The sequence below is a fragment of the Microvirgula sp. AG722 genome, from assembly GCF_003269145.1.
Lineage (GTDB): Bacteria > Pseudomonadota > Gammaproteobacteria > Burkholderiales > Aquaspirillaceae > Microvirgula > Microvirgula aerodenitrificans.
The window spans coordinates 477,403-495,030 of sequence record NZ_QLTJ01000001.1; the positions used below are offsets into that span (position 1 = coordinate 477,403).

At 66.0% G+C, this 17,628-nt stretch carries 19 protein-coding genes; 10 read left to right on the plus strand and 9 right to left on the minus strand.

What is annotated here, in order from left to right; genetic code table 11:
* Nucleotides 1-208: 208 nt before the first annotated feature.
* The 4 genes from DFO50_RS02255 to DFO50_RS02270 form a co-directional block, all read right to left on the minus strand.
* Nucleotides 209-1,297, minus strand: coding sequence for an FAD:protein FMN transferase (locus tag DFO50_RS02255; RefSeq protein ID WP_233495164.1), 1,089 nt, complete (start codon nt 1,295-1,297; stop codon nt 209-211).
* Complete coding sequence (gene gshB, locus DFO50_RS02260; RefSeq protein WP_028498509.1) at nt 1,282-2,229, minus strand: glutathione synthase; 948 nt, start codon at nt 2,227-2,229, stop codon at nt 1,282-1,284. Before gshB ends, DFO50_RS02255 begins: the two co-directional genes overlap by 16 nt.
* 28 nt (nt 2,230-2,257) lie before the next feature.
* The gene (gshA, locus tag DFO50_RS02265; protein WP_112691960.1) at nt 2,258-3,541 is read right to left on the minus strand and encodes a glutamate--cysteine ligase; all 1,284 of its coding nucleotides are present in this window, start codon (nt 3,539-3,541) and stop codon (nt 2,258-2,260) included.
* Nucleotides 3,542-3,624: 83 nt separating this feature from the next.
* Nucleotides 3,625-4,569 (minus strand): carbohydrate kinase family protein, encoded by a 945-nt coding sequence (locus DFO50_RS02270; protein ID WP_107888870.1) that lies wholly within the window; start codon nt 4,567-4,569, stop codon nt 3,625-3,627.
* A 69-nt stretch (nt 4,570-4,638) separates the two neighbouring features.
* Between DFO50_RS02270 and DFO50_RS02275 the strand changes: the two genes are divergently transcribed.
* The 5 genes from DFO50_RS02275 (at nt 4,639) to DFO50_RS02295 (ending at nt 8,612) form a co-directional block, all read left to right on the plus strand.
* Entirely contained in the window at nt 4,639-5,124 is a 486-nt protein-coding gene (locus DFO50_RS02275) for a TlpA disulfide reductase family protein (protein ID WP_028498512.1), read from the plus strand.
* A gap of 94 nt (nt 5,125-5,218) precedes the next feature.
* Nucleotides 5,219-5,710: a 5-(carboxyamino)imidazole ribonucleotide mutase gene (gene purE, locus DFO50_RS02280; protein WP_028498513.1), complete on the plus strand. Its 492-nt coding sequence runs from the start codon at nt 5,219-5,221 to the stop codon at nt 5,708-5,710.
* Nucleotides 5,707-6,837, plus strand: coding sequence for a 5-(carboxyamino)imidazole ribonucleotide synthase (locus tag DFO50_RS02285; protein WP_028498514.1), 1,131 nt, complete (start codon nt 5,707-5,709; stop codon nt 6,835-6,837). The genes purE and DFO50_RS02285 overlap by 4 nt, the downstream gene beginning before the upstream one ends.
* A gap of 155 nt (nt 6,838-6,992) precedes the next feature.
* Complete coding sequence (locus DFO50_RS02290; RefSeq protein WP_112691961.1) at nt 6,993-7,670, plus strand: NYN domain-containing protein; 678 nt, start codon at nt 6,993-6,995, stop codon at nt 7,668-7,670.
* Nucleotides 7,671-7,733: 63 nt separating this feature from the next.
* Nucleotides 7,734-8,612 carry a phosphoribosylaminoimidazolesuccinocarboxamide synthase gene (locus DFO50_RS02295; protein ID WP_107888872.1) on the plus strand — a complete coding sequence of 293 codons (879 nt, stop codon included), beginning with the start codon at nt 7,734-7,736 and terminating at the stop codon, nt 8,610-8,612.
* Nucleotides 8,613-8,718: 106 nt separating this feature from the next.
* On the opposite strand, the gene yedA is transcribed toward DFO50_RS02295, so the two are convergent.
* Nucleotides 8,719-9,624, minus strand: coding sequence for a drug/metabolite exporter YedA (gene yedA, locus DFO50_RS02300; RefSeq protein WP_028498517.1), 906 nt, complete (start codon nt 9,622-9,624; stop codon nt 8,719-8,721).
* A gap of 195 nt (nt 9,625-9,819) precedes the next feature.
* Here yedA and DFO50_RS02305 point away from each other — a divergent pair, with 195 nt between their 5' ends.
* From DFO50_RS02305 to DFO50_RS02325, 5 genes are all read left to right on the plus strand, one after another.
* A complete protein-coding gene (locus DFO50_RS02305; RefSeq protein ID WP_028498518.1) occupies nt 9,820-10,059 on the plus strand; it encodes a DUF2061 domain-containing protein in 240 nt (79 codons plus the stop codon).
* Between the two features lie 115 nt (nt 10,060-10,174).
* Nucleotides 10,175-10,669, plus strand: a complete 495-nt coding sequence (locus DFO50_RS02310; protein ID WP_028498519.1) for a MarR family transcriptional regulator — start codon at nt 10,175-10,177, stop codon at nt 10,667-10,669.
* Between the two features lie 90 nt (nt 10,670-10,759).
* A complete protein-coding gene (locus tag DFO50_RS02315) occupies nt 10,760-12,223 on the plus strand; it encodes an efflux transporter outer membrane subunit (protein WP_158537389.1) in 1,464 nt (487 codons plus the stop codon).
* Between the two features lie 84 nt (nt 12,224-12,307).
* A complete protein-coding gene (locus tag DFO50_RS02320; RefSeq protein WP_112691963.1) occupies nt 12,308-13,453 on the plus strand; it encodes an HlyD family efflux transporter periplasmic adaptor subunit in 1,146 nt (381 codons plus the stop codon).
* 12 nt (nt 13,454-13,465) lie between these two features.
* The gene (locus tag DFO50_RS02325; protein ID WP_112691964.1) at nt 13,466-15,007 is read left to right on the plus strand and encodes a DHA2 family efflux MFS transporter permease subunit; all 1,542 of its coding nucleotides are present in this window, start codon (nt 13,466-13,468) and stop codon (nt 15,005-15,007) included.
* A gap of 68 nt (nt 15,008-15,075) precedes the next feature.
* Here the strand turns inward: DFO50_RS02325 and DFO50_RS02330 are convergent, their stop codons facing one another.
* The 4 genes from DFO50_RS02330 to DFO50_RS02345 are packed head-to-tail and all read right to left on the minus strand — an operon-like array spanning nt 15,076 to nt 17,390.
* On the minus strand, nt 15,076-15,732 hold the full coding sequence (locus DFO50_RS02330) for a GNA1162 family protein (protein WP_036385461.1): 657 nt from the start codon (nt 15,730-15,732) through the stop codon (nt 15,076-15,078).
* On the minus strand, nt 15,729-16,106 hold the full coding sequence (locus tag DFO50_RS02335; RefSeq protein ID WP_036385463.1) for a DUF4810 domain-containing protein: 378 nt from the start codon (nt 16,104-16,106) through the stop codon (nt 15,729-15,731). Before DFO50_RS02335 ends, DFO50_RS02330 begins: the two co-directional genes overlap by 4 nt.
* Nucleotides 16,103-16,411, minus strand: coding sequence for a hypothetical protein (locus DFO50_RS02340; protein WP_028498523.1), 309 nt, complete (start codon nt 16,409-16,411; stop codon nt 16,103-16,105). Before DFO50_RS02340 ends, DFO50_RS02335 begins: the two co-directional genes overlap by 4 nt.
* A 22-nt stretch (nt 16,412-16,433) precedes the next feature.
* Nucleotides 16,434-17,390 carry a CsgG/HfaB family protein gene (locus tag DFO50_RS02345; protein WP_028498524.1) on the minus strand — a complete coding sequence of 319 codons (957 nt, stop codon included), beginning with the start codon at nt 17,388-17,390 and terminating at the stop codon, nt 16,434-16,436.
* Nucleotides 17,391-17,628: the final 238 nt, after the last annotated feature.

Here is a 17,628-nt window from a genome sequence, read left to right on the forward strand (position 1 = left end):
CCTGCCCGCGCGGCCGAAGTCGGAGTGTCCGGCATGGATGACGCGCAGCAACCTGCGCCGCTGCGGCGGATAAAAGGGAAGCGGCAACATCGCCGCCCCCGAACGCAGACGGTTGCGCCCGGAAGTGCGAACACCTCCCGCTTCTCCTCCCTGAGCGGGAGCCCGGCCTCCAGGCCAGGCATTCAGCCCTGAGTCGCACCCCTGTCGCTCAGGGCTTTTCTTGCGCCCTCGCCACCAGCACCGACTTGTGTACCGGCTCGATCAGCCACTCCAGCCGGGCAGCCATCGCCGGGCTGACATGAATCCCGCCCTCTCCGTCCACCAGCAGCACCGACTGGATGCCAAAACGTCCAGCCGCACGCAGTGCCCCTGCCGCACCGGCAAAATACACCGGCTTGCTGGCCACATCGGAACGCAGTCCCCGATCGGTGCCACGCTCCACCAGCACCGTCACTGCCTGTACCCGGCAGCGGGCGTTGCCGTCGCGCGGGTCGATCAGGTGACAGTAGCGCTGGCCGTCGAGCATGAAAAAGCGCTGGTAGTCACCCGAGGTGCCCATGGCCTCGCCCGGCTGCAAGGCGACCACCGCCATCGCGCGCGGGTCGCGCGGATGCTGGATGCCGACCTTCCAGCGCACGCCGGGCGCCTTCTCCCCCAGCGCCAGTACATTGCCGCCGATATTGATCAGCGCATCGCGTACCCCGTGCTGATGCAGGATATCGGCGACCCGGTCCAGCGCCCAGCCCTTGGCCAGCCCGCCGAAATCCAGTGCCACATCGGGGTTGCGACTGCGGGCCATGCCGTCGGCGACCGTGATATCGAGGGTGGACGGATGCAGGGCGAGCACGGCGCGAAGGGCTGCTGTCGGCGGGGCAATCGGCGCAAAGCGGTCGGCGTGAAAACCCCAGAGTTCAACCAGCCGGCCGATGGCCGGATTGAACAGCCCGTCGCTGTTTCTCTCGCCGTCCTGCGCCAGCCGGATCAGGCCGGCCAGTTCGGCATCGACCGGCGCGGCACGGCCGGCCGCGAACGCCTGGTTCAGCCGCACCACGTCGCTGCCGGCCTGCCAGGCATGCAGCTTGTTGTGCATCCGGTCCAGTTCGGCCAGTGCAGCAGTGACGGCGGGTGCTGCCTGCGCCTGTGGCAGATTGGCAACACTGACCTCGACCCGGGTGCCGAATACATAGCTTTCCTGCCGGTACGGCTCGGGCCGGTCGGCGCAGGCGGTCACCGCCAGCAGCGCGACGGCAGCGAGCAGCCACCGCCGCCAGCCGCCGGCCGTCAGCTGGCCAGACAATGCTTCTCGATGGCGGCGATGAACATCCCGGCCACGTCCAGCCCGGTCTGGTCCATGATTTCGCGGAAGCAGGTCGGGCTGGTGACGTTGATTTCCGTCATGCAGTCGCCGATCACGTCCAGTCCGACCAGCAGCAGACCCTGGGCGGCCAGGCGCGGGCCGATGGCCTCGGCGATCCGGCGATCGTTCGCCGTAAGCGGACGGGCCACGCCGCGGCCACCGGCGGCCAGGTTGCCGCGCGTCTCGCCGGCCAGCGGAATGCGCGCCAGGCAGTAATCGACCGGCACACCGTCGATCAGCAGGATGCGCTTGTCGCCATCGACGATCTCCGGCAGATAGCGCTGGACCATCAGCGTGCGCGTGCCGCGCCCGGTCATGACTTCCAGCACCGAACCCAGGTTCGGGTCGGTCGGCGTCAGCCGGAAAATGCCGTCGCCCCCCATGCTGTCCAGCGGTTTGAGGATCGCATCGCCATGTTCGGTCACGAAGGCGCGCAGCGCGGCCATGTCACGGCTGACCAGGGTCGGGGCAATGAAGTCCGGGTACTGGAGGATGGCGAGCTTTTCATTGTGATCGCGGATCGCCTGGCCCCGGTTGAAGCAGCGCGCACCATGCCGCTCGGCCAGACTCATCAGGTGGGTCGCGTACAGGTACTCGTCGTCGAACGGCGGGTCCTTGCGCATCACTACCGCGTCGAACGCGGCCAGGTCGTGCACGGCGGTATCGCCGGGCACATACCAGTCATCGCGCTGACCGGTCAGTCCGATTGCGGTGGCCTCGGCCAGCACCCGCCCGTCGCGGGCGAACAGCTGCCGGGGTTCCAGCGCATACAGCGTGTGACCGCGTGCGGCTGCCGCCTCCATCATGGCGAAGGTGGAGTCCTTGTAGGTCTTGAAGCTGGCGAGCGGGTCAGCGATGAAGGCAATTTTCATGGGAATATTTTCCTGGGTCCGCGCCGGTTCAGCCTTGAGCCGGATCAGTGGCTTCGAGTTCGCGCGATGCCGCCAGCAGCGCCAGCCGCGCAACGACGCCATAGGCGTACAGCCGGTTGGTCGAGCATTCCGGCCCGCAGGTCATGTCCGGCAGGCAGGCCGCATCGAAGGTCATCGGCGTGAAATGCATGCCCGGCGCATTGAGGTTCTCGTCCACGCCGCGGCCCTCGTGCACCCGGTAGAAGCCACCGACCACATGGCGGTCGATCATGTAGATGACCGGCTCGGCCACCGCATCAGCCACCGTCTCGAAGGTATAGACCCCTTCCTGGACGATGACTTCGCTGACCTGCTGGCCTTCCTTGATCACCGACATCTTGTTGCGCTGCTTGCGGTTCAGCCCGACCACGTCGTCCGGGCTCTTGGCGGTCATCACGCCCATGCCGTAGGTGCCGGCATCGGCCTTGACGATCACGAACGGCGTTTCGCTGATGCCGTGTTCGCGATATTTGGCACCGATCCGCGCCAGCTGGTCGCTGACCGCGTCGGCCAGTACCTGCTCGCCCTGGCGCTCGTGGAAATCCAGCCCGCCGCAGGCGGCAAAGTACGGATTGACGAACCACGGGTCGATCGACAGCAGTTCGCCGAACTCGTTGGCCACGCTGTCATAGGCGGCAAAGTGGTGGGTCTTGCGGCGCACGTCCCAGCCGGCATGCAGCGGCGGCAGCACGTTCTGTTCGAGATCGCGCAGCAGCGCCGGCGCGCCGGCCGACAGGTCGTTGTTCAGCAGGATCAGGCACGGATTGAAGCCGTCGGCCAGCACCAGCCGGTTGCCGCGTCGCACGATCGGTTCCAGCGTCAGCGTGTCGCCGTCCGGCAGGTCGAACACCGTCGGTGCGGTGATTTCCGCCAGCAGGCTGCCGATGCGGACCCGGAAGCCGGCCTGCGACAGGATGCGCGCCAGTGCCGCGACATTTTTCAGATAGAAAGTGTTGCGGGTGTGGTTTTCCGGAATCAGCAGGATGCTCTTGGCGTCGTTGCAGGCCCGCTCCACCGCATGGGTGACGGCCTGCACCGCCAGCGGCTGCGCATCGCGTCCCAGATTGTTGAAGCCGCCCGGGAACAGGTTCATGTCCACCGGCGCCAGCTTGAAACCGCTGTTGCGCAAGTCGACCGAGCCATAGAACGGCGGCGCATGCTCGGCGAACTGACGACGGAACCAGTGTTCGATCTGCGGTTGTCCGGCGAGCAGGCGTCGCTCGAGTTCGATGAGCGGTGCGGTCTGACAAGAAGCAAGCGACGTGACGGGCATGGTGTCCCCTTGGGGAGGTTTGTATACAAACGGCGTTGATGGCGATCGCCGGGTCATTTTTCAAGAGTAGCCGGCGAAATTAGTCAAGGCAGCTGCCCTGGCCACGCGTCGCCGAAATGCGTCTGGTACTGCCGCGCCAGGCCCGGCCAGTCGAATACATGGTTCTGTCCGCCGCGGCTGGCAATCTTGATGGCGCCCAGCATCGACGCCAGCCGGCCCGACGCCAGCCAGCCCAGTCCATGACTGATGCCGTACAGCAGACCGGCACGATACGCATCGCCGCAACCGGTCGGGTCCACGACCCGCTCCGCCGGCACGCCCTCGATACGATAATGCCGGTCGGCATAGATGTCCGAACCCTGTGCACCACGGGTCACCACCAGTGCCTCGACCCGTCCGGCCAGTTGCGACAGCGTCAGACCGGTGCGCGCCTGCATCATTTCGGCCTCGTAGTCGTTCAGCGCCAGATAGGTCGCCCGCTCGATCATTTCCTGCAGTTCGGCGTCCGACAGCAGCGGCAATTCCTGGCCCGGGTCGAAAAAATACGGCACGCCGGCAGCGGACAGCTCGCGCGCATGCTGCAGATCGGCCTGGTGGCCGCTCGGGGCGACGATGGCAAGCTCGATGCCGGGCATCTGCCCGGCATGGTTCAGCGTCGCGAAATCGGTGGCACCCGGATGGAAGGCGGTGATCTGGTTGTCGTCGCGATCCGAGGTGATGAAACACTGCGCGGTATAACAGTCGGCAATCTCGCGAATACCGTCGGTACGCAGTCCCTGTCGTTGCAGGTGCTGGCGATACGGGCCGAAATCGTCACCGGCCGACGACAGGATGACCGGGTCGCCACCCAGCATTTTCAGGTTGTAGGCGATATTGCCGGCGCATCCGCCGAACTCGCGCCGCAAGTGCGGCACCATGAAACACACCGACAGCTTGTGCAGTTGATCGGGCAGAATATGCTTGCTGAACGAATCCTGGAACGTCAGCAAGGTGTCATAAGCAATGGAACCGCAGACCAGCACGGACATGGGCCGGCTCCTGTATGTCGTAATCCGCCCATTCTAAGATGGTTCGCGCTCCCCCCTGAAAGGCCCGCAATGAAAAAATCCTCCCTCCTTCTGCTCTCCGCGCTGCTGTTCGGCGCCGCGCCGGCCGTCAGCCTGGCCGCGCCGCCGTTCGATGGCATCAGCTATGCGGACCTGCAGGGCAAGCCGCACGGCTTTGAAGCGTGGCGCGGACGGGTGGTGGTGGTGAACTTCTGGGCGACCTGGTGTGCGCCGTGTCGCGAGGAAATGCCGATGCTGAACACGTTCAGCCAGAAATGGGGCCCGCATGGCGTGACCGTGGTCGGCGTCGCCATCGACGACAAGGTGTCGGTACGCAACTTCGTCAATCAGTTCGGCATCACCTATCCGGTGCTGATCGGCGACCAGAGCGCCATGAATCTGCTGCGCGCCGCCGGCAACAAGGTCGGTGCGCTGCCATTCACCGCCGTGCTCGACCGCAGCGGCCGCCAGGTCGCCAGCCTGACCGGCCGGCTCAATGAAGCCCAGCTTGAAGCCGCAGTCCGCCCGCGCCTGTAAGGCCCTGAAAAGCATGCCCTGGCGACAGCCAAACGCTGAATCCACCCGGTTTTCAGGTAAGATCGCGCTTTCCGTTGAACAACAACTGCATCGCATGAAAATCGGTATTGTGATGGGGAGTCAGAGCGACTGGCCCGTGATGGAACACGCCGCCCGCGTCCTCAGGGATTTCGGCGTCGACTTTGAAACCCGGGTCGTCTCCGCCCACCGGACCCCGGACCTGTTGTTCGAGTACGCGGAAACGGCCGAACAGCGCGGACTGGCAGCCATCATCGCCGGCGCCGGTGGCGCGGCCCACCTGCCGGGCATGCTGGCCGCCAAGACCCATGTGCCGGTGCTTGGCGTGCCGGTGCCGTCGCGCTACCTGCGCGGCGAGGACTCGCTGCTGTCCATCGTCCAGATGCCGAAGGGCATCCCGGTCGCGACCTTCGCCATCGGCGAAGCCGGCGCGGCCAATGCCGGACTGTTCGCCGTCGCCATGCTGGCGAATGCCGATCCGGCGCTGGCGACGCAGCTGAAGGCCTTCCGCGAAAAACAGAAGCAGACCGTGCTGGACATGGTCCTGCCGGAGATCAGCGCCGAATGACCCCCATCCTTCCGCCGGCCATGCTCGGCATTCTCGGCGGTGGTCAGCTCGGCCGCATGTTCACGATCGCCGCCCGCACGCTCGGTTACCGCGTCACCGTGCTCGACCCGGACGCCAGGGCCCCGGCCGCCGCGTTCGCCGACGTCCACCTGTGCCGCGCCTATGACGATCGCGATGCGCTGAAGACGCTGGCCGATACCTGTGCCGCCGTGACCACCGAATTCGAGAACGTCAATGCCGACTCGATGCGCTGGCTCGCCCAGACCATCCGCGTCAGCCCGTCGGCCGACTGCGTCGCCATCGCCCAGGACCGCATCGCCGAAAAATCCTGGATTCGCCGCGCCGGGCTGGATACCGCGCCGTACCTCGCCATCGAATCGGTGGAAGAGCTGGCCTGTGACCTGTCGCCGTGGCTGCCAGGCATCCTGAAGACCGCCCGCCTCGGTTACGACGGCAAGGGCCAGGTCCGGGTCGACACGCCGGAAGCCGCGCGCGCCGCCTATGCCAACCTTGGCGGCCAGGCCTGTGTGCTGGAAAAACGCCTGCCGCTGCAGCGCGAGATCTCGGTCATCGTCACCCGCGTGTCCGACGCACTGGTCAACAGCTTCCCGGTGTCCGAAAACGAACACGTGGACGGCATTCTGGAGCTGTCGATCGTACCGGCGCGCATTGACGACGCGCTGGCCACCCGCGCCCGCGAGATGGCCATCCGCCTGGCGCACGAGCTCGACTACGTCGGCGTGCTGGCCGTCGAGTTCTTCGTCCTTGCCGACGACTCGCTGGTCATCAACGAGATCGCCCCGCGTCCGCACAATTCCGGTCACTACACGCTGGATGCCTGCAATACCGACCAGTTCCAGCAACAGGTCCGCGCACTGTGCGGCCTGGCGCCGGGCCGCGCTGACCTGCTGACGCCGGTCGTGATGGCCAATCTGCTCGGCGACCGCTGGAAGGCCGACGGCTCGGCACCGTACTGGGCCGTGCTGATGGACACCCCGAATGCCAAACTGCACCTGTATGGCAAGGACACCGCCCGCAAGGGCCGGAAGATGGGGCACTTCACCGTGGTCGGCAGCGATGTCGACAACCTGATCGAGCAGACCAGGGCCCTGCAGGAAACGCTGTAACCATCACATCGCCCCGGACCCGCCTCCGGGGCCTTTTTACTTTTTTACTGTGTTGTTCGCCCCCTACCGCTTCTGGCAGTAAGCCCGTCCGATCCCCATTGCCGGCCGGCCGACCCCACAGGCGTTTTATCGTTTTAACCGAGGTTCATCCCAACATGGCAACAGCCATCCTCATCGACGGTGCCTTTTTCCTGCACCGCTACCGTTCGCTGGTATCCGACGCCGCAGCGCACACCCCTGAAGACGTGGCCGATACCCTGGTCCGCTGGTCGCTCGCCCACCTGAACCAGCAGGACGAACGCCGCGACCTGTACCGCATCTTCTTCTATGACTGTCCGCCGCTGGCGAAGAAAGTCCACATGCCGGTTTCCGGCAATCTGCGCGATTTTGGCGAATCGGCCGAGGCCCGCTTCCGCACCGGCCTGCATGAAGCGCTGTCGCGCAAGCGCAAGCTGGTGCTGCGCTACGGCCAGCTGGCCGATTTCGGCCAGTGGAACCTGAAACCGATGGTCCAGCGCGCGCTGGTCAAGCACGAGCGCGCCGTCGACGAACTGCGTGACGAAGACTTCGCCTATGACGTGCGCCAGGGCGGCATCGACACACTGATGGCCCTCGATGTCGCCGGACTGGTGTACAAGAAGCAGGTCGACCAGATCGTGCTGTTCTCCGCCGACGCCGACTTCGTGCCGCTGGCCAAGCTGGTGCGCCCGGAAGGCATCGACCTGGTGCTCGATCCGATGTGGAAGCCGGTCGCCTCCGAGTTGTTCAACCATATCGACGGCCTGCGTTCCACCTGTCCGCGCCCGGTGCGCGAAATCAGCGGCAACGTCTGAATCGACTGCGGACGATGCCACCCCGCATCGTCCCGCGCCTTTTTCCTGATCCGAAAGATAGCCATGAGCGGCCTGACCACCACCGACCTCAAAAGCCTGAAGAAAATCTACTCCGGGAAAGTTCGCGACCTGTACCAGATCGACGACACCCGCATGCTGATGATCGCCACCGACCGCCTGTCGGCGTTCGACGTCATCCTCGACGAACCGATCCCGGAAAAAGGCAAGATCCTGACCGCCATTTCCAATTTCTGGTTTGAACGCTTCAAGGACCTGGTGCCCAGCCACCTGACCGGCGATCGTCCGGAAGACGTGGTGTCCGCCGAAGACCGCGCACAGGTCGAAGGCCGCGCCGTGGTCTGCCGGCGACTGACGCCGATTCCGGTCGAAGCCGTGGTGCGCGGCTACCTGGCCGGTGGCGGCTGGAAGGATTACCGCCAGAGCGGCGAAGTCAGCGGCATCAGGCTGCCGGCCGGGCTGCGCGAAGCGGACAAGCTGCCGGAACCGATCTTCACCCCGTCGACCAAGGCTGCCGTCGGCGACCATGACGAACCGATCTCGTTCGCCCAGTGCGCCGACCTGATCGGCGCCGACCGTGCCGCCGAAGTGCGCGACACCGCCATCCGCCTGTACCAGGCCGCCGCTGCCTTCGCCGCCACCCGCGGCATCCTGATCGCCGATACCAAGTTCGAATTCGGCCTGGACGAAAACGGCACGCTGACGCTGATGGACGAGGCGCTGACCCCGGATTCGAGCCGTTTCTGGCCGGCCGACCAGTACCAGCCCGGCAGCAACCCGCCGTCGTACGACAAGCAGTTCGTGCGCGACTGGCTGGAAAGCGTCGGCTGGAACAAGCAGCCGCCGGCCCCGGCCATTCCGGCCGACGTCGCGCAGAAGACCGCCGACAAGTACCGTGAGGCGCTGACCCGGCTGACGGCCTGAGTCAGACAGCACCGGCAATTGCAGTCGCGCCGGTGCGCACCACCACAAGCATCTGGCCGGCCCGGCAACGGGCCGGCCAGATGCTTGCAAACCCCGTCCACGAATGTCAGTGCCGGCGGTTTCGCGCAGCGAGGCGCGGCCCCCGCTTCGGCAGGCCGATCAGCACCACCGCGCAGACAATCACGCCCATCGCCATCCATTCGGCCGCACCGATATGCTCGCCAGCAAACAGCATGCCGAGCAGCACGGCCACCACCGGGTTCACATACGCATAACTGGTTGCCGCAGCCGGCCGTACATGCCGCAGCAGGTACTGGTAGGCAGAAAACGCGATCAGCGAGCCGAACACCACCAGATAGGCGAGCACGGCCCAGCCCGTCGCCGTCGGCAGGGCGTGCATGCGCTCGCCAGCCAGCTGACTGGCCACCATCAGCACCGCGCCGCCGGCCAGCATCTCCGCCGCCGGGGCCATCGCACCGGCCGGCAGTGACAGGCGCTTGCCCCAGACCGAGCCCAGCGCCCACGACGCCGCCGCCAGCAGGATCAGCACGGCGCCGACCGGACTGGCCTGCAGATTGCCGCCCATATTCAGCAGCAGCATGCCGAACAGTCCGAGTCCGATGCCCAGCCATTCGCGGCGGGTATTGCGCTGGCCCCACAGCTGGGCGAAAACCAGGGTGAACAGTGGCACCGTGGCAACGCCCAGGGCAGCAACCCCGGAAGCCACCCACTGCTCGGCCACGGTCACGCCGCCATTGCCGCCGGCCAGCAGCAGGGCGCCGACGAGGGCCGCCCCCTTCCACTCGGCACGGGTCGGCGCCGGCGCGCCATGCCGGCGCAGCCAGACGTACATCAGGCTGCCGGCAATCAGGAAGCGGACGCCGGCCATCATCAGCGGCGGCCAGCTTTCCACGCCGAAGCGGATCGCCAGATAGGTCGAGCCCCAGATCACGTAGAGGGCAAAAAAAGAGGCGATCAGCCGCAGTCGGTCGGCTGGAGCAGGGGCTTGCATGGAAGGTCTTTCGGAAAAAGCGGGACAGGGGCCGGCAGCGGCTCATTCTATGGGCTTCAGGGTCAGGCAGACGGCTGACACCTGTCAACGATAGCGATTGGCAATCAAACTGGTTTTTACAATCAAATTCATCTCTGGCCCGGTGATGGGTAATCTGCAGACATCGTTATCACGCCGACCCCGCCGGAGCCCGCCATGCACTTCCATCCCGCCCCGAACTCGCCGCTGCTGAAGACGCTGACTTTCGCCGCCGTCCACTTCACCGTGGCCTTTACTGTCGCCTATCTGCTGACCGGCAGCCTCGGCATCGCCAGCCTGCTGGCCATGGTCGAACCGCTGTGCAATACCGTGGCCTACTTCTTCCATGAAAAGGCCTGGAACGCGCTCGGCCGCGCACGGCGCCAGTCACAGGCGGTCGCCGGTGCCGGCATCTGAAATCCGCCGCCGAAATCTTAGACAGCGCTTAAAGAAAGGTCCGATAATGGACTTTCTTCTTGACTAAGTAGTCACTCACGTTACAATTTCAGTGCTGACCATTTGACCCAGAGCAATGAACGAATCCTTCAAGCAGTTCGAGCAGGCCATCGACCGGGCCGGTGCACGCTACCCCGGCTCGCCGCGGCAGGAAATCCTGCTGACCCGGCTCTACTATCACATCATTCCGCGCCTGAACAATTTCTTCAATGACGGCCTCAGGCAGTACGGCCTCAACGAGACGCTGTACCTGGCCCTGATGTCGATCTTCTCGGCCGAGAACCACGCTATTGGCCCGTCCCACCTGTCCGATGTACTCGACTCGTCGCGGACCAACATCACCCGCGTGGCCGACGAGCTGGTCCGCAACGGCTGGGTGTCGCGCGAAACCTGCAGCGAGGACCGCCGCCGGCTGTACCTGAAACTGACACCGGAAGGGCTGAAGATGGTCGAACAGTTGCTGCCGGAAATCCGCGTCATGCACCGCTCGCTGTGGGGCTCGTTTTCCGAGACCGAGAAAGTGGCCATGGAAGGCCTGATGCGGAAGCTGCTGGCCACGCTGGGCGGCTGAAATTTGTCACAAATATAATTACAAATGAAATTAATCGCATGGGAAGTATCGACTTCCTGCCTGCGAGACTTCACAGGACATAAAGAACACATGAGTGCATCCCAGCTTGCGGGCCGACCGCATTGCGACGCCCGGACCCGGCACGGACAGCCGGCCCGGTCCGCTTCGCCCCTGGCCGCGCTGGTCGCGGCGCTGATTCTGGCCGGCTGCGCATCACCGCACGGCATTGCGCCGCAGACCACCACGCCGGACCCGGCACAAATGCAGCTGGCCCGTCCGGCCGGCGTCGAGGCCGCGCCGGTAGCGGATGGCTGGCTCGCGCTGGCGCAGCGCGACCCGCAGTTCGCCGCCGCACTGGCCGAGGCCCGCGCCGCCAGCCCGTCACTGACCGCCGCCGCCGCCCGCGTGCGCTCGGCCATGGCCGCCGCCGGCCTGGCCGAAGCGGCCCAGGGGCCGAATGTCGACCTGCAACTGGCCTATGACCGCCAGCGCATCTCGCTGAACAACCCGATGTTCCCGGCTCCGCTCGGTGGCGAGTGGTACCCGCTCTACCGGACCGGCCTGTCGGTGCAGTATGTGTTCGACTGGTGGGGACAATTCGCCGCCGAAGAACGCGCGGCACAGGCGCAGGTCGAAGTGGCGCGCGCCGAGGCCCGCGATGCCGACCGGCTGCTGGCCCATACCCTGGCCGCACAGTATGTGACGCTTGGCGACGCCATCACCCAGCGTGATCTGGCCCGTGCCGAACTGGCGGCGCTGGAACGCCGCGCGGCGCTGACCCGGCAGCAGGTGACGGCCGGCATCGCGCCGGCCGATCTGGCGGCCAATATCAATGCCCAGCGCGACCAGAAGAAGGCGGAGATCGCCAGTCTCGACCAGAGCGTTGCCAAGGCGCGCCATGCGCTGGCCGCGCTGGCCGGCAAGGGACCGGATGCCTTTGCCGCACTGACGCCGGCCGCGCTGCCCGCCGCCAGCGCAGTGACCCTGCCGGCCCAGCCGACACTGGCCCACCTGGCGGCCCGCCCGGATGTGCAGGCCGCCCGCGACAGCGTGACGGCGGCGGCCGAAGGGGTGAAATCGGCCCGCGCCGCCTTCTATCCGACCGTGTCGCTGACCGGCTTTGCCGGCGTGTCCGCCGGCCATGTCAGTGATCTGCTGAAAAAAGCCAGCGGCACCTACGACATCATGCCGGCCATCTCGCTGCCGATCTTCGACGGTGGCGCACTGCGCGCCCAGCTCGGCAGCCGCGCCGCCCATTTCGATCTGGCCAATGCCGAGTACACCCGCACCCTGATCAACGCTGCCCGTGATGGCGCCGATGCCATGGTGACGGTGCAGGCCAGCAGCGATGCCCGCCGCCAGGCCGATGCCGTGCTCGGCGAAAACGCCCGCGCCGCCAGCATTGCCAGGGCGCGTGCCGCCGGCGGCATCGCACCGGTCCGCAACGCGCTGGAAGCCGAACTGGCCCGCCTGCAGGGCGAGCGCAGCGCCCGCCACGCGCTGGCACAGGAATGGCTGGCACGCATGGATGCTGCCCGCGCACTCGGCGCCTGACCCCGATCACACCCCCACAGCTATACCCTACCCAATGACACGAGCGTGCCGGCGTCCCTGACGCCGGCCCGGAGATAAAGAAAAATGAACGCACAAGCCAGACCGAAGTCCCGCAAGCAGGCCCTGACCCTGCTGGCCGCCGCTGTTGTCGTCGCCGGCGTTGCCTATGGTGCCTACTGGGGACTGCATGGCCGCTATCACATCGAAACCGATGATGCCTATGTCGCCGGTCACATGGTCGCCATCACCCCGCTGACCGGCGGCACGGTCAGCACGGTCATGGTCGACGACACCGACTTCGTCAAGACCGGCCAGGTGCTGGTCAAGCTCGATCCGGCCGATGCCGAACTCGCCTACCAGCGCGCCCGTGCCGCCCTGGCCGATGCCGTGCGCTCGACCCGTGGCGCGACCTTCAGCGCCGACAGCGCGGCCGCCCAGGTTGCCGCCCGCGAAATCGATCTGCAGAAGGCCGAAGGCGATCTGGCCCGGCGCGAAAAACTGGTCGGCACCGACGCGGTGACGCCGGAAGACCTCGCCCATGCCCGCGACGCGGTCGCCGCCGCCCGCGCCGCCCTCGATGTCGCCAACCGCAACCGGTCCACGGCCCGCGCCCAGGTGCTGGACTCGCCGATCGCCGAACAGCCGAAGGTGGCCCAGGCTGCCGCTGCGCTGAAGGAAGCCTACCTGGCGCGCAAGCGCAATACCGTGGTGGCGCCGGTCGACGGCTATGTCGCCCGCCGCTCGGTGCAGGTCGGCCAGCGCGTGGCCGCCGGTACGCCGATGATGGCCGTGGTGCCGCTGCGTGACGTCTGGGTCGATGCCAACTACAAGGAAGTGCAGCTCGACCGCGTGCGCATCGGCCAGCCGGTCAAACTCGAAGCCGACCTGTACGGCGGCAAGATCGAATACACCGGCAAGGTGGCCGGCGTCTCGGCCGGCACCGGCAGCGCCTTCTCGCTGCTGCCGGCGCAGAATGCAACCGGCAACTGGATCAAGGTCGTGCAGCGCCTGCCGGTGCGGGTGACGCTGGACCCGAAGCAACTGGAAACGCATCCGCTGCGTGTCGGCCTGTCGATGACGGTGAATATCGACACCCGTGACGAATCGGGCCGCATCCTGGCCGACGCCCCGCCGGCCCGTCCGGCCTCGCACACCGGGGTCTATGCCCAGGACCTGGCCGATGCCGACGCGCTGGTGGCCGATGTCATCGCCGCCAACGCCGGCAAGTAAGGGAGCGGTCACATGACCCCGCATCCGCCGCTGGAAGGCAGCACCCGCTGGCTGATCACCATTGCCCTGTCTCTGGCGACCTTCATGCAGGTGCTCGACAGCACGATCGCCAACGTGGCGATCCCGACCATCGCCGGCAACCTCGGGGCGTCCACCAGCCAGGGGACCTGGGTGATCACCTCGTTCGGGGTGGCGAACGCCATCTCGATTCCGATCACCGGCTTCCTGGCCAAGCGTTTCGGTGAAGTCCGGCTGTTCATGCTGGCCAATATCGGCTTCATCATCACCTCGGCGCTGTGCGGCATCGCGCCGAGCCTGGAACTGCTGATTTTCTTCCGCGTGCTGCAGGGCGCGGTGGCCGGTCCGCTGATCCCCTTGTCGCAGAGCCTGCTGCTGTCCTGCTATCCGAACGAGAAAAAGGGCATGGCGCTGGCGCTGTGGTCGATGACAGTGATTGTCGCGCCGATTTTCGGCCCGATTCTCGGCGGCTGGATCTCGGACAACATCCACTGGTCGTGGATCTTCTTCATCAACGTGCCGATCGGCATTCTGGCCTGCTGGATGGCCTGGCCGATCCTGCGCGAGCGCGAAACTGCCCGCTTCGAGATCCCGATCGACCGCATGGGCCTGATCCTGCTCGCACTCGGCATCGGCGCGCTGCAGGTGATGCTCGACCAGGGCAAGGATCTCGACTGGTTCGCCTCGACCGAGATCGTCACTCTGGCCATCGTGTCCGGGCTGGCGCTGATCGCACTGGTGATCTGGGAGCTGACCGACGCCCACCCGGTGGTCGACGTGTCGCTGTTCAGGCAGCGCAACTTTCTGGTCGGTTCGGTCTCGACCGCGCTGGGCTACATGCTGTACTTCGGCTCGATCGTGCTGCTGCCGCTGCTGCTGCAGGAACACCTCGGCTATACCGCGACCCAGGCCGGTCTGGCGGCAGCGCCGATCGGCATCCTGCCGGTCATCCTGTCGCCGATCATCGGCAAGTTCTCCAACCGGATCGACTTCCGCTGGCTGGCCACGCTGAGCTTCGTGATGTTCGCCTTCACCTTTATCTGGCGTGCGCTGACCTTCGAGCCCGGCATGGCCTTCTCCGACGTGGTCTGGCCGCAGTTCGTCCAGGGCATCGGCATCGCGTGCTTCTTCATGCCGCTGACTGCCATCACCCTGTCCGGGCTCAAGCCGAACCAGATCGCCGGCGCCTCGGCGCTGTCGAACTTCATGCGGGTGCAGGCCGGCGCGATCGGCACCTCGCTGATCACGTCGATCTGGGAGCGGCGCGAGGCCGTCCACCACGTCGACCTGAGCGCGAACGTGTCGACCTACAACCCGGCCTGGCATGCAGCGCTGGGTGACTACCATCTGGCCGGGCTGACCGACGGCCAGGCACTGGGGGTCACGCTGCGCGAAATCGTGCGCCAGGGTTACGTGATCGGTGCAAACGAGATCTTCTGGGCCGCCGGCGGGCTGTTCCTGATCCTGACCGGCACCATCTGGTTCGCCAGCCGGCCATCCGGTGGCAGTGCGTCCGACGGCGGTGGCGCCCACTAGTCAGCCAGTATGCGGAAACAGAGAACGCTCCGTTTCCGGAGCGTTCTTTTTTTACTGCTGCTGAATGACTACTTTTCTGCCGGCAGGTCGTACGGCCCCGGCAGCAGGCCGCCGGTATACACCGCCTGCTGATTGGCGCGCTGCGCCAGCGGCATGTAGTTCGGCGAGGCCTTGGCGATGGCTGCAGTCACTGCCATGGCGACCAGATCCACCAGCGGATTGCCGGAGCTGTTGTTGTTCTGCGGCGAATAGGCAAGCTGCTGGTGGCTCTTCCACAGCGTCTCGCCGGTCAGGCCGCTCTTCAGCGTATAGTCCAGCGCCACGGTGACCGTGGTCGACAGCACGATATAGCGCGCATCCCAGCGCTCGATCGAGATGTACAGCACGCTGTCGGCGCCGAACAGGCCGGCCAGCTGGCGCGGGTCGGCCCCGTGCACCATGTCGGCATCGGCCATGCCCTCGTCTTCCATCATCCGCTTGACCAGATGCACCGGAAAAACGTAGTAGCCGCGTTCGGCCAGCGGGCGGGAAATGGTGGTCAGGAAGTAGTCCTGCGCATCCACGTCCACGCTGCGGTTGACCACCGGCACCACCAGCACCGAGCGCAGGTTGGCCTCGCGCAGTTTTTCCGCCGACGGCTTGTCGGCGTCCTCCGCCCTTGCCGCGAGGCTGGAGACGGCCAGCATCAGGCCGACCAGCACGGTTCCGATCCGGCGCGCGATCATGATGCACTCTCCTGGCTGGCGGGTTTCTTGCCGGCCGAAGCCGCCTTGATCATGTTGTCCATCAGCTTGCCGGACTCGGGCCAGCGCTGCTTTTCCTTCTCGAATGCGGCAATGGCTTCCTGCTTCTTGCCCTGCTGCATCAGCAGGTAGCCGTATTCGGCATACAGGCCGGGCGCCGGCGGCAGCTTGCCCTTTTCTGCGCCTTCGATGGTTTTCTGCAGCGCCAGTGTCAGGGCGGCGGCGTTTTCCGGATTCTTGTAGTAGCTGTACAGCGAGCTTTCATACTCGCCCCACGCGTACTTGTCGCGCTGGGCGGCGCAGCCGGCCAGCATCAGCGCGGCCAGCAGCGGCAGCAGGAGGTGGCGATGGGTCATCTGGCAGCCTCTCCCAGCCGGATCACATGGCGCTCACCATTGGTCAGCAGCACCTGCTGCCGGTACAGGTCCTGGCCATCGGCCGCGACGCGCAGCTGGTGCGGTCCTTCCTCGACCGTCAGCGTCTGCCGGACACCATCGTATTGCGACGCATCGCCGGCAGCGATGCCGTCGACGAACAACTGGGCCCGGGCCGGCGCGCCCACGACGCTCAGCGTCGGACGAAGCGTGGCGGTGCGGACATCGGTATGCGGCAGCGCGCAGGCGGTCAACGCCAGCAGGGCCACCAGGGAAAGCCGTTTCATGCGGGTTCCTTCAGGTCGGGGATCAGTGACGCGATTCAGCGATGTACAGGTCCGAGGTTCTGGCCTTGCCGAGCGAGCCGGACACCAGTTCGGCGACGGCGCCTTCGTTGCTGTCGTTGTCGCCGAACAGCTGCACCACGCGGACCCGGGCCACCTGCGTGCCCGGCAGGGCGATGCGGAAGCCGGTCTGGCCGCTCTTGACCTTCTCGCCCTCGTGCATCACGTCGAGCATGTCGCCGACGCGCAGGCCCTGCCGCTCGCCGCCGCTGATATACAGCTGGCGACCGCTGACCTTCAGGATGTCGGTGCGCCATGGCCGCGCATCGAGCTTGTTCATCAGCGCGGTCTGCACATCGGACAGCGCGGCGCCGATTGCGCGATCATTCAGCGAGCCGTCGTAATCGGCCTTGCTGCCGAAACCGGCGACCTGGCCGGACTCGGTGCTGGCCTCGCCGGCACCATTGGCCGAGAAGAACACATGCCCGGTACGGGCATCGACCAGGCGGATTTCGACCTTGGCCCGTGCGGTCTGGATCTTGGTGGCGCTGAGGAAGCCGGACTTGCCGGTGGTGCTGCGACCGAACTCGGTCACCGAGCCGAGGATCAGCGTGTCGACGCCGACCAGGTCGGCCTGCTGCAGGATGGCCTGCTCGGCCTTGATCCTGTTCAGGTCCTGGCGCTCGAACACCAGGAAGCGGTTGGACGCCACCAGCCGGTTGGCCAGCATGTCCGAGGCCTGCTTGCCGATCGGATCGAGGTTGTCGTCAGTGACGAAGGTGCGGCCGTAGCGGGTTTCATTGGTGAAGCGACCGATGGCGAGCTTGCGCTTCAGCGTCTTCTGCTGCGGCTGGGCAGCGGTGGCCTGGGCCTCTGCCTGGCGAACCGGCGACACCGGCAACTCGACCGACTTGGGAACAGGGTTCTGCGTGGCGCACCCTGCCAGCAGGGCAGCCAGTACGGCCAGGTGGATTTTGGTCATCGGGAAAATTTTTCGTGAAAAAAGGTGAAACGGCAGCCATATTGGCATGACATGCAGGACCCCGTGAAACCCATGCCGTCAGAATGTCGGCATTTTGCGACAGGGCAAATTAGCTTGTGAATACGTGCACAGAGAGGTGAAACACGGGCATGATCCGACAGGCGGGAAGCCGTCATTGGTCAATTCGTGCAGGAATCACTACACGGGCGGGCCAACAACCGCTAAAATCCGCCAGCCC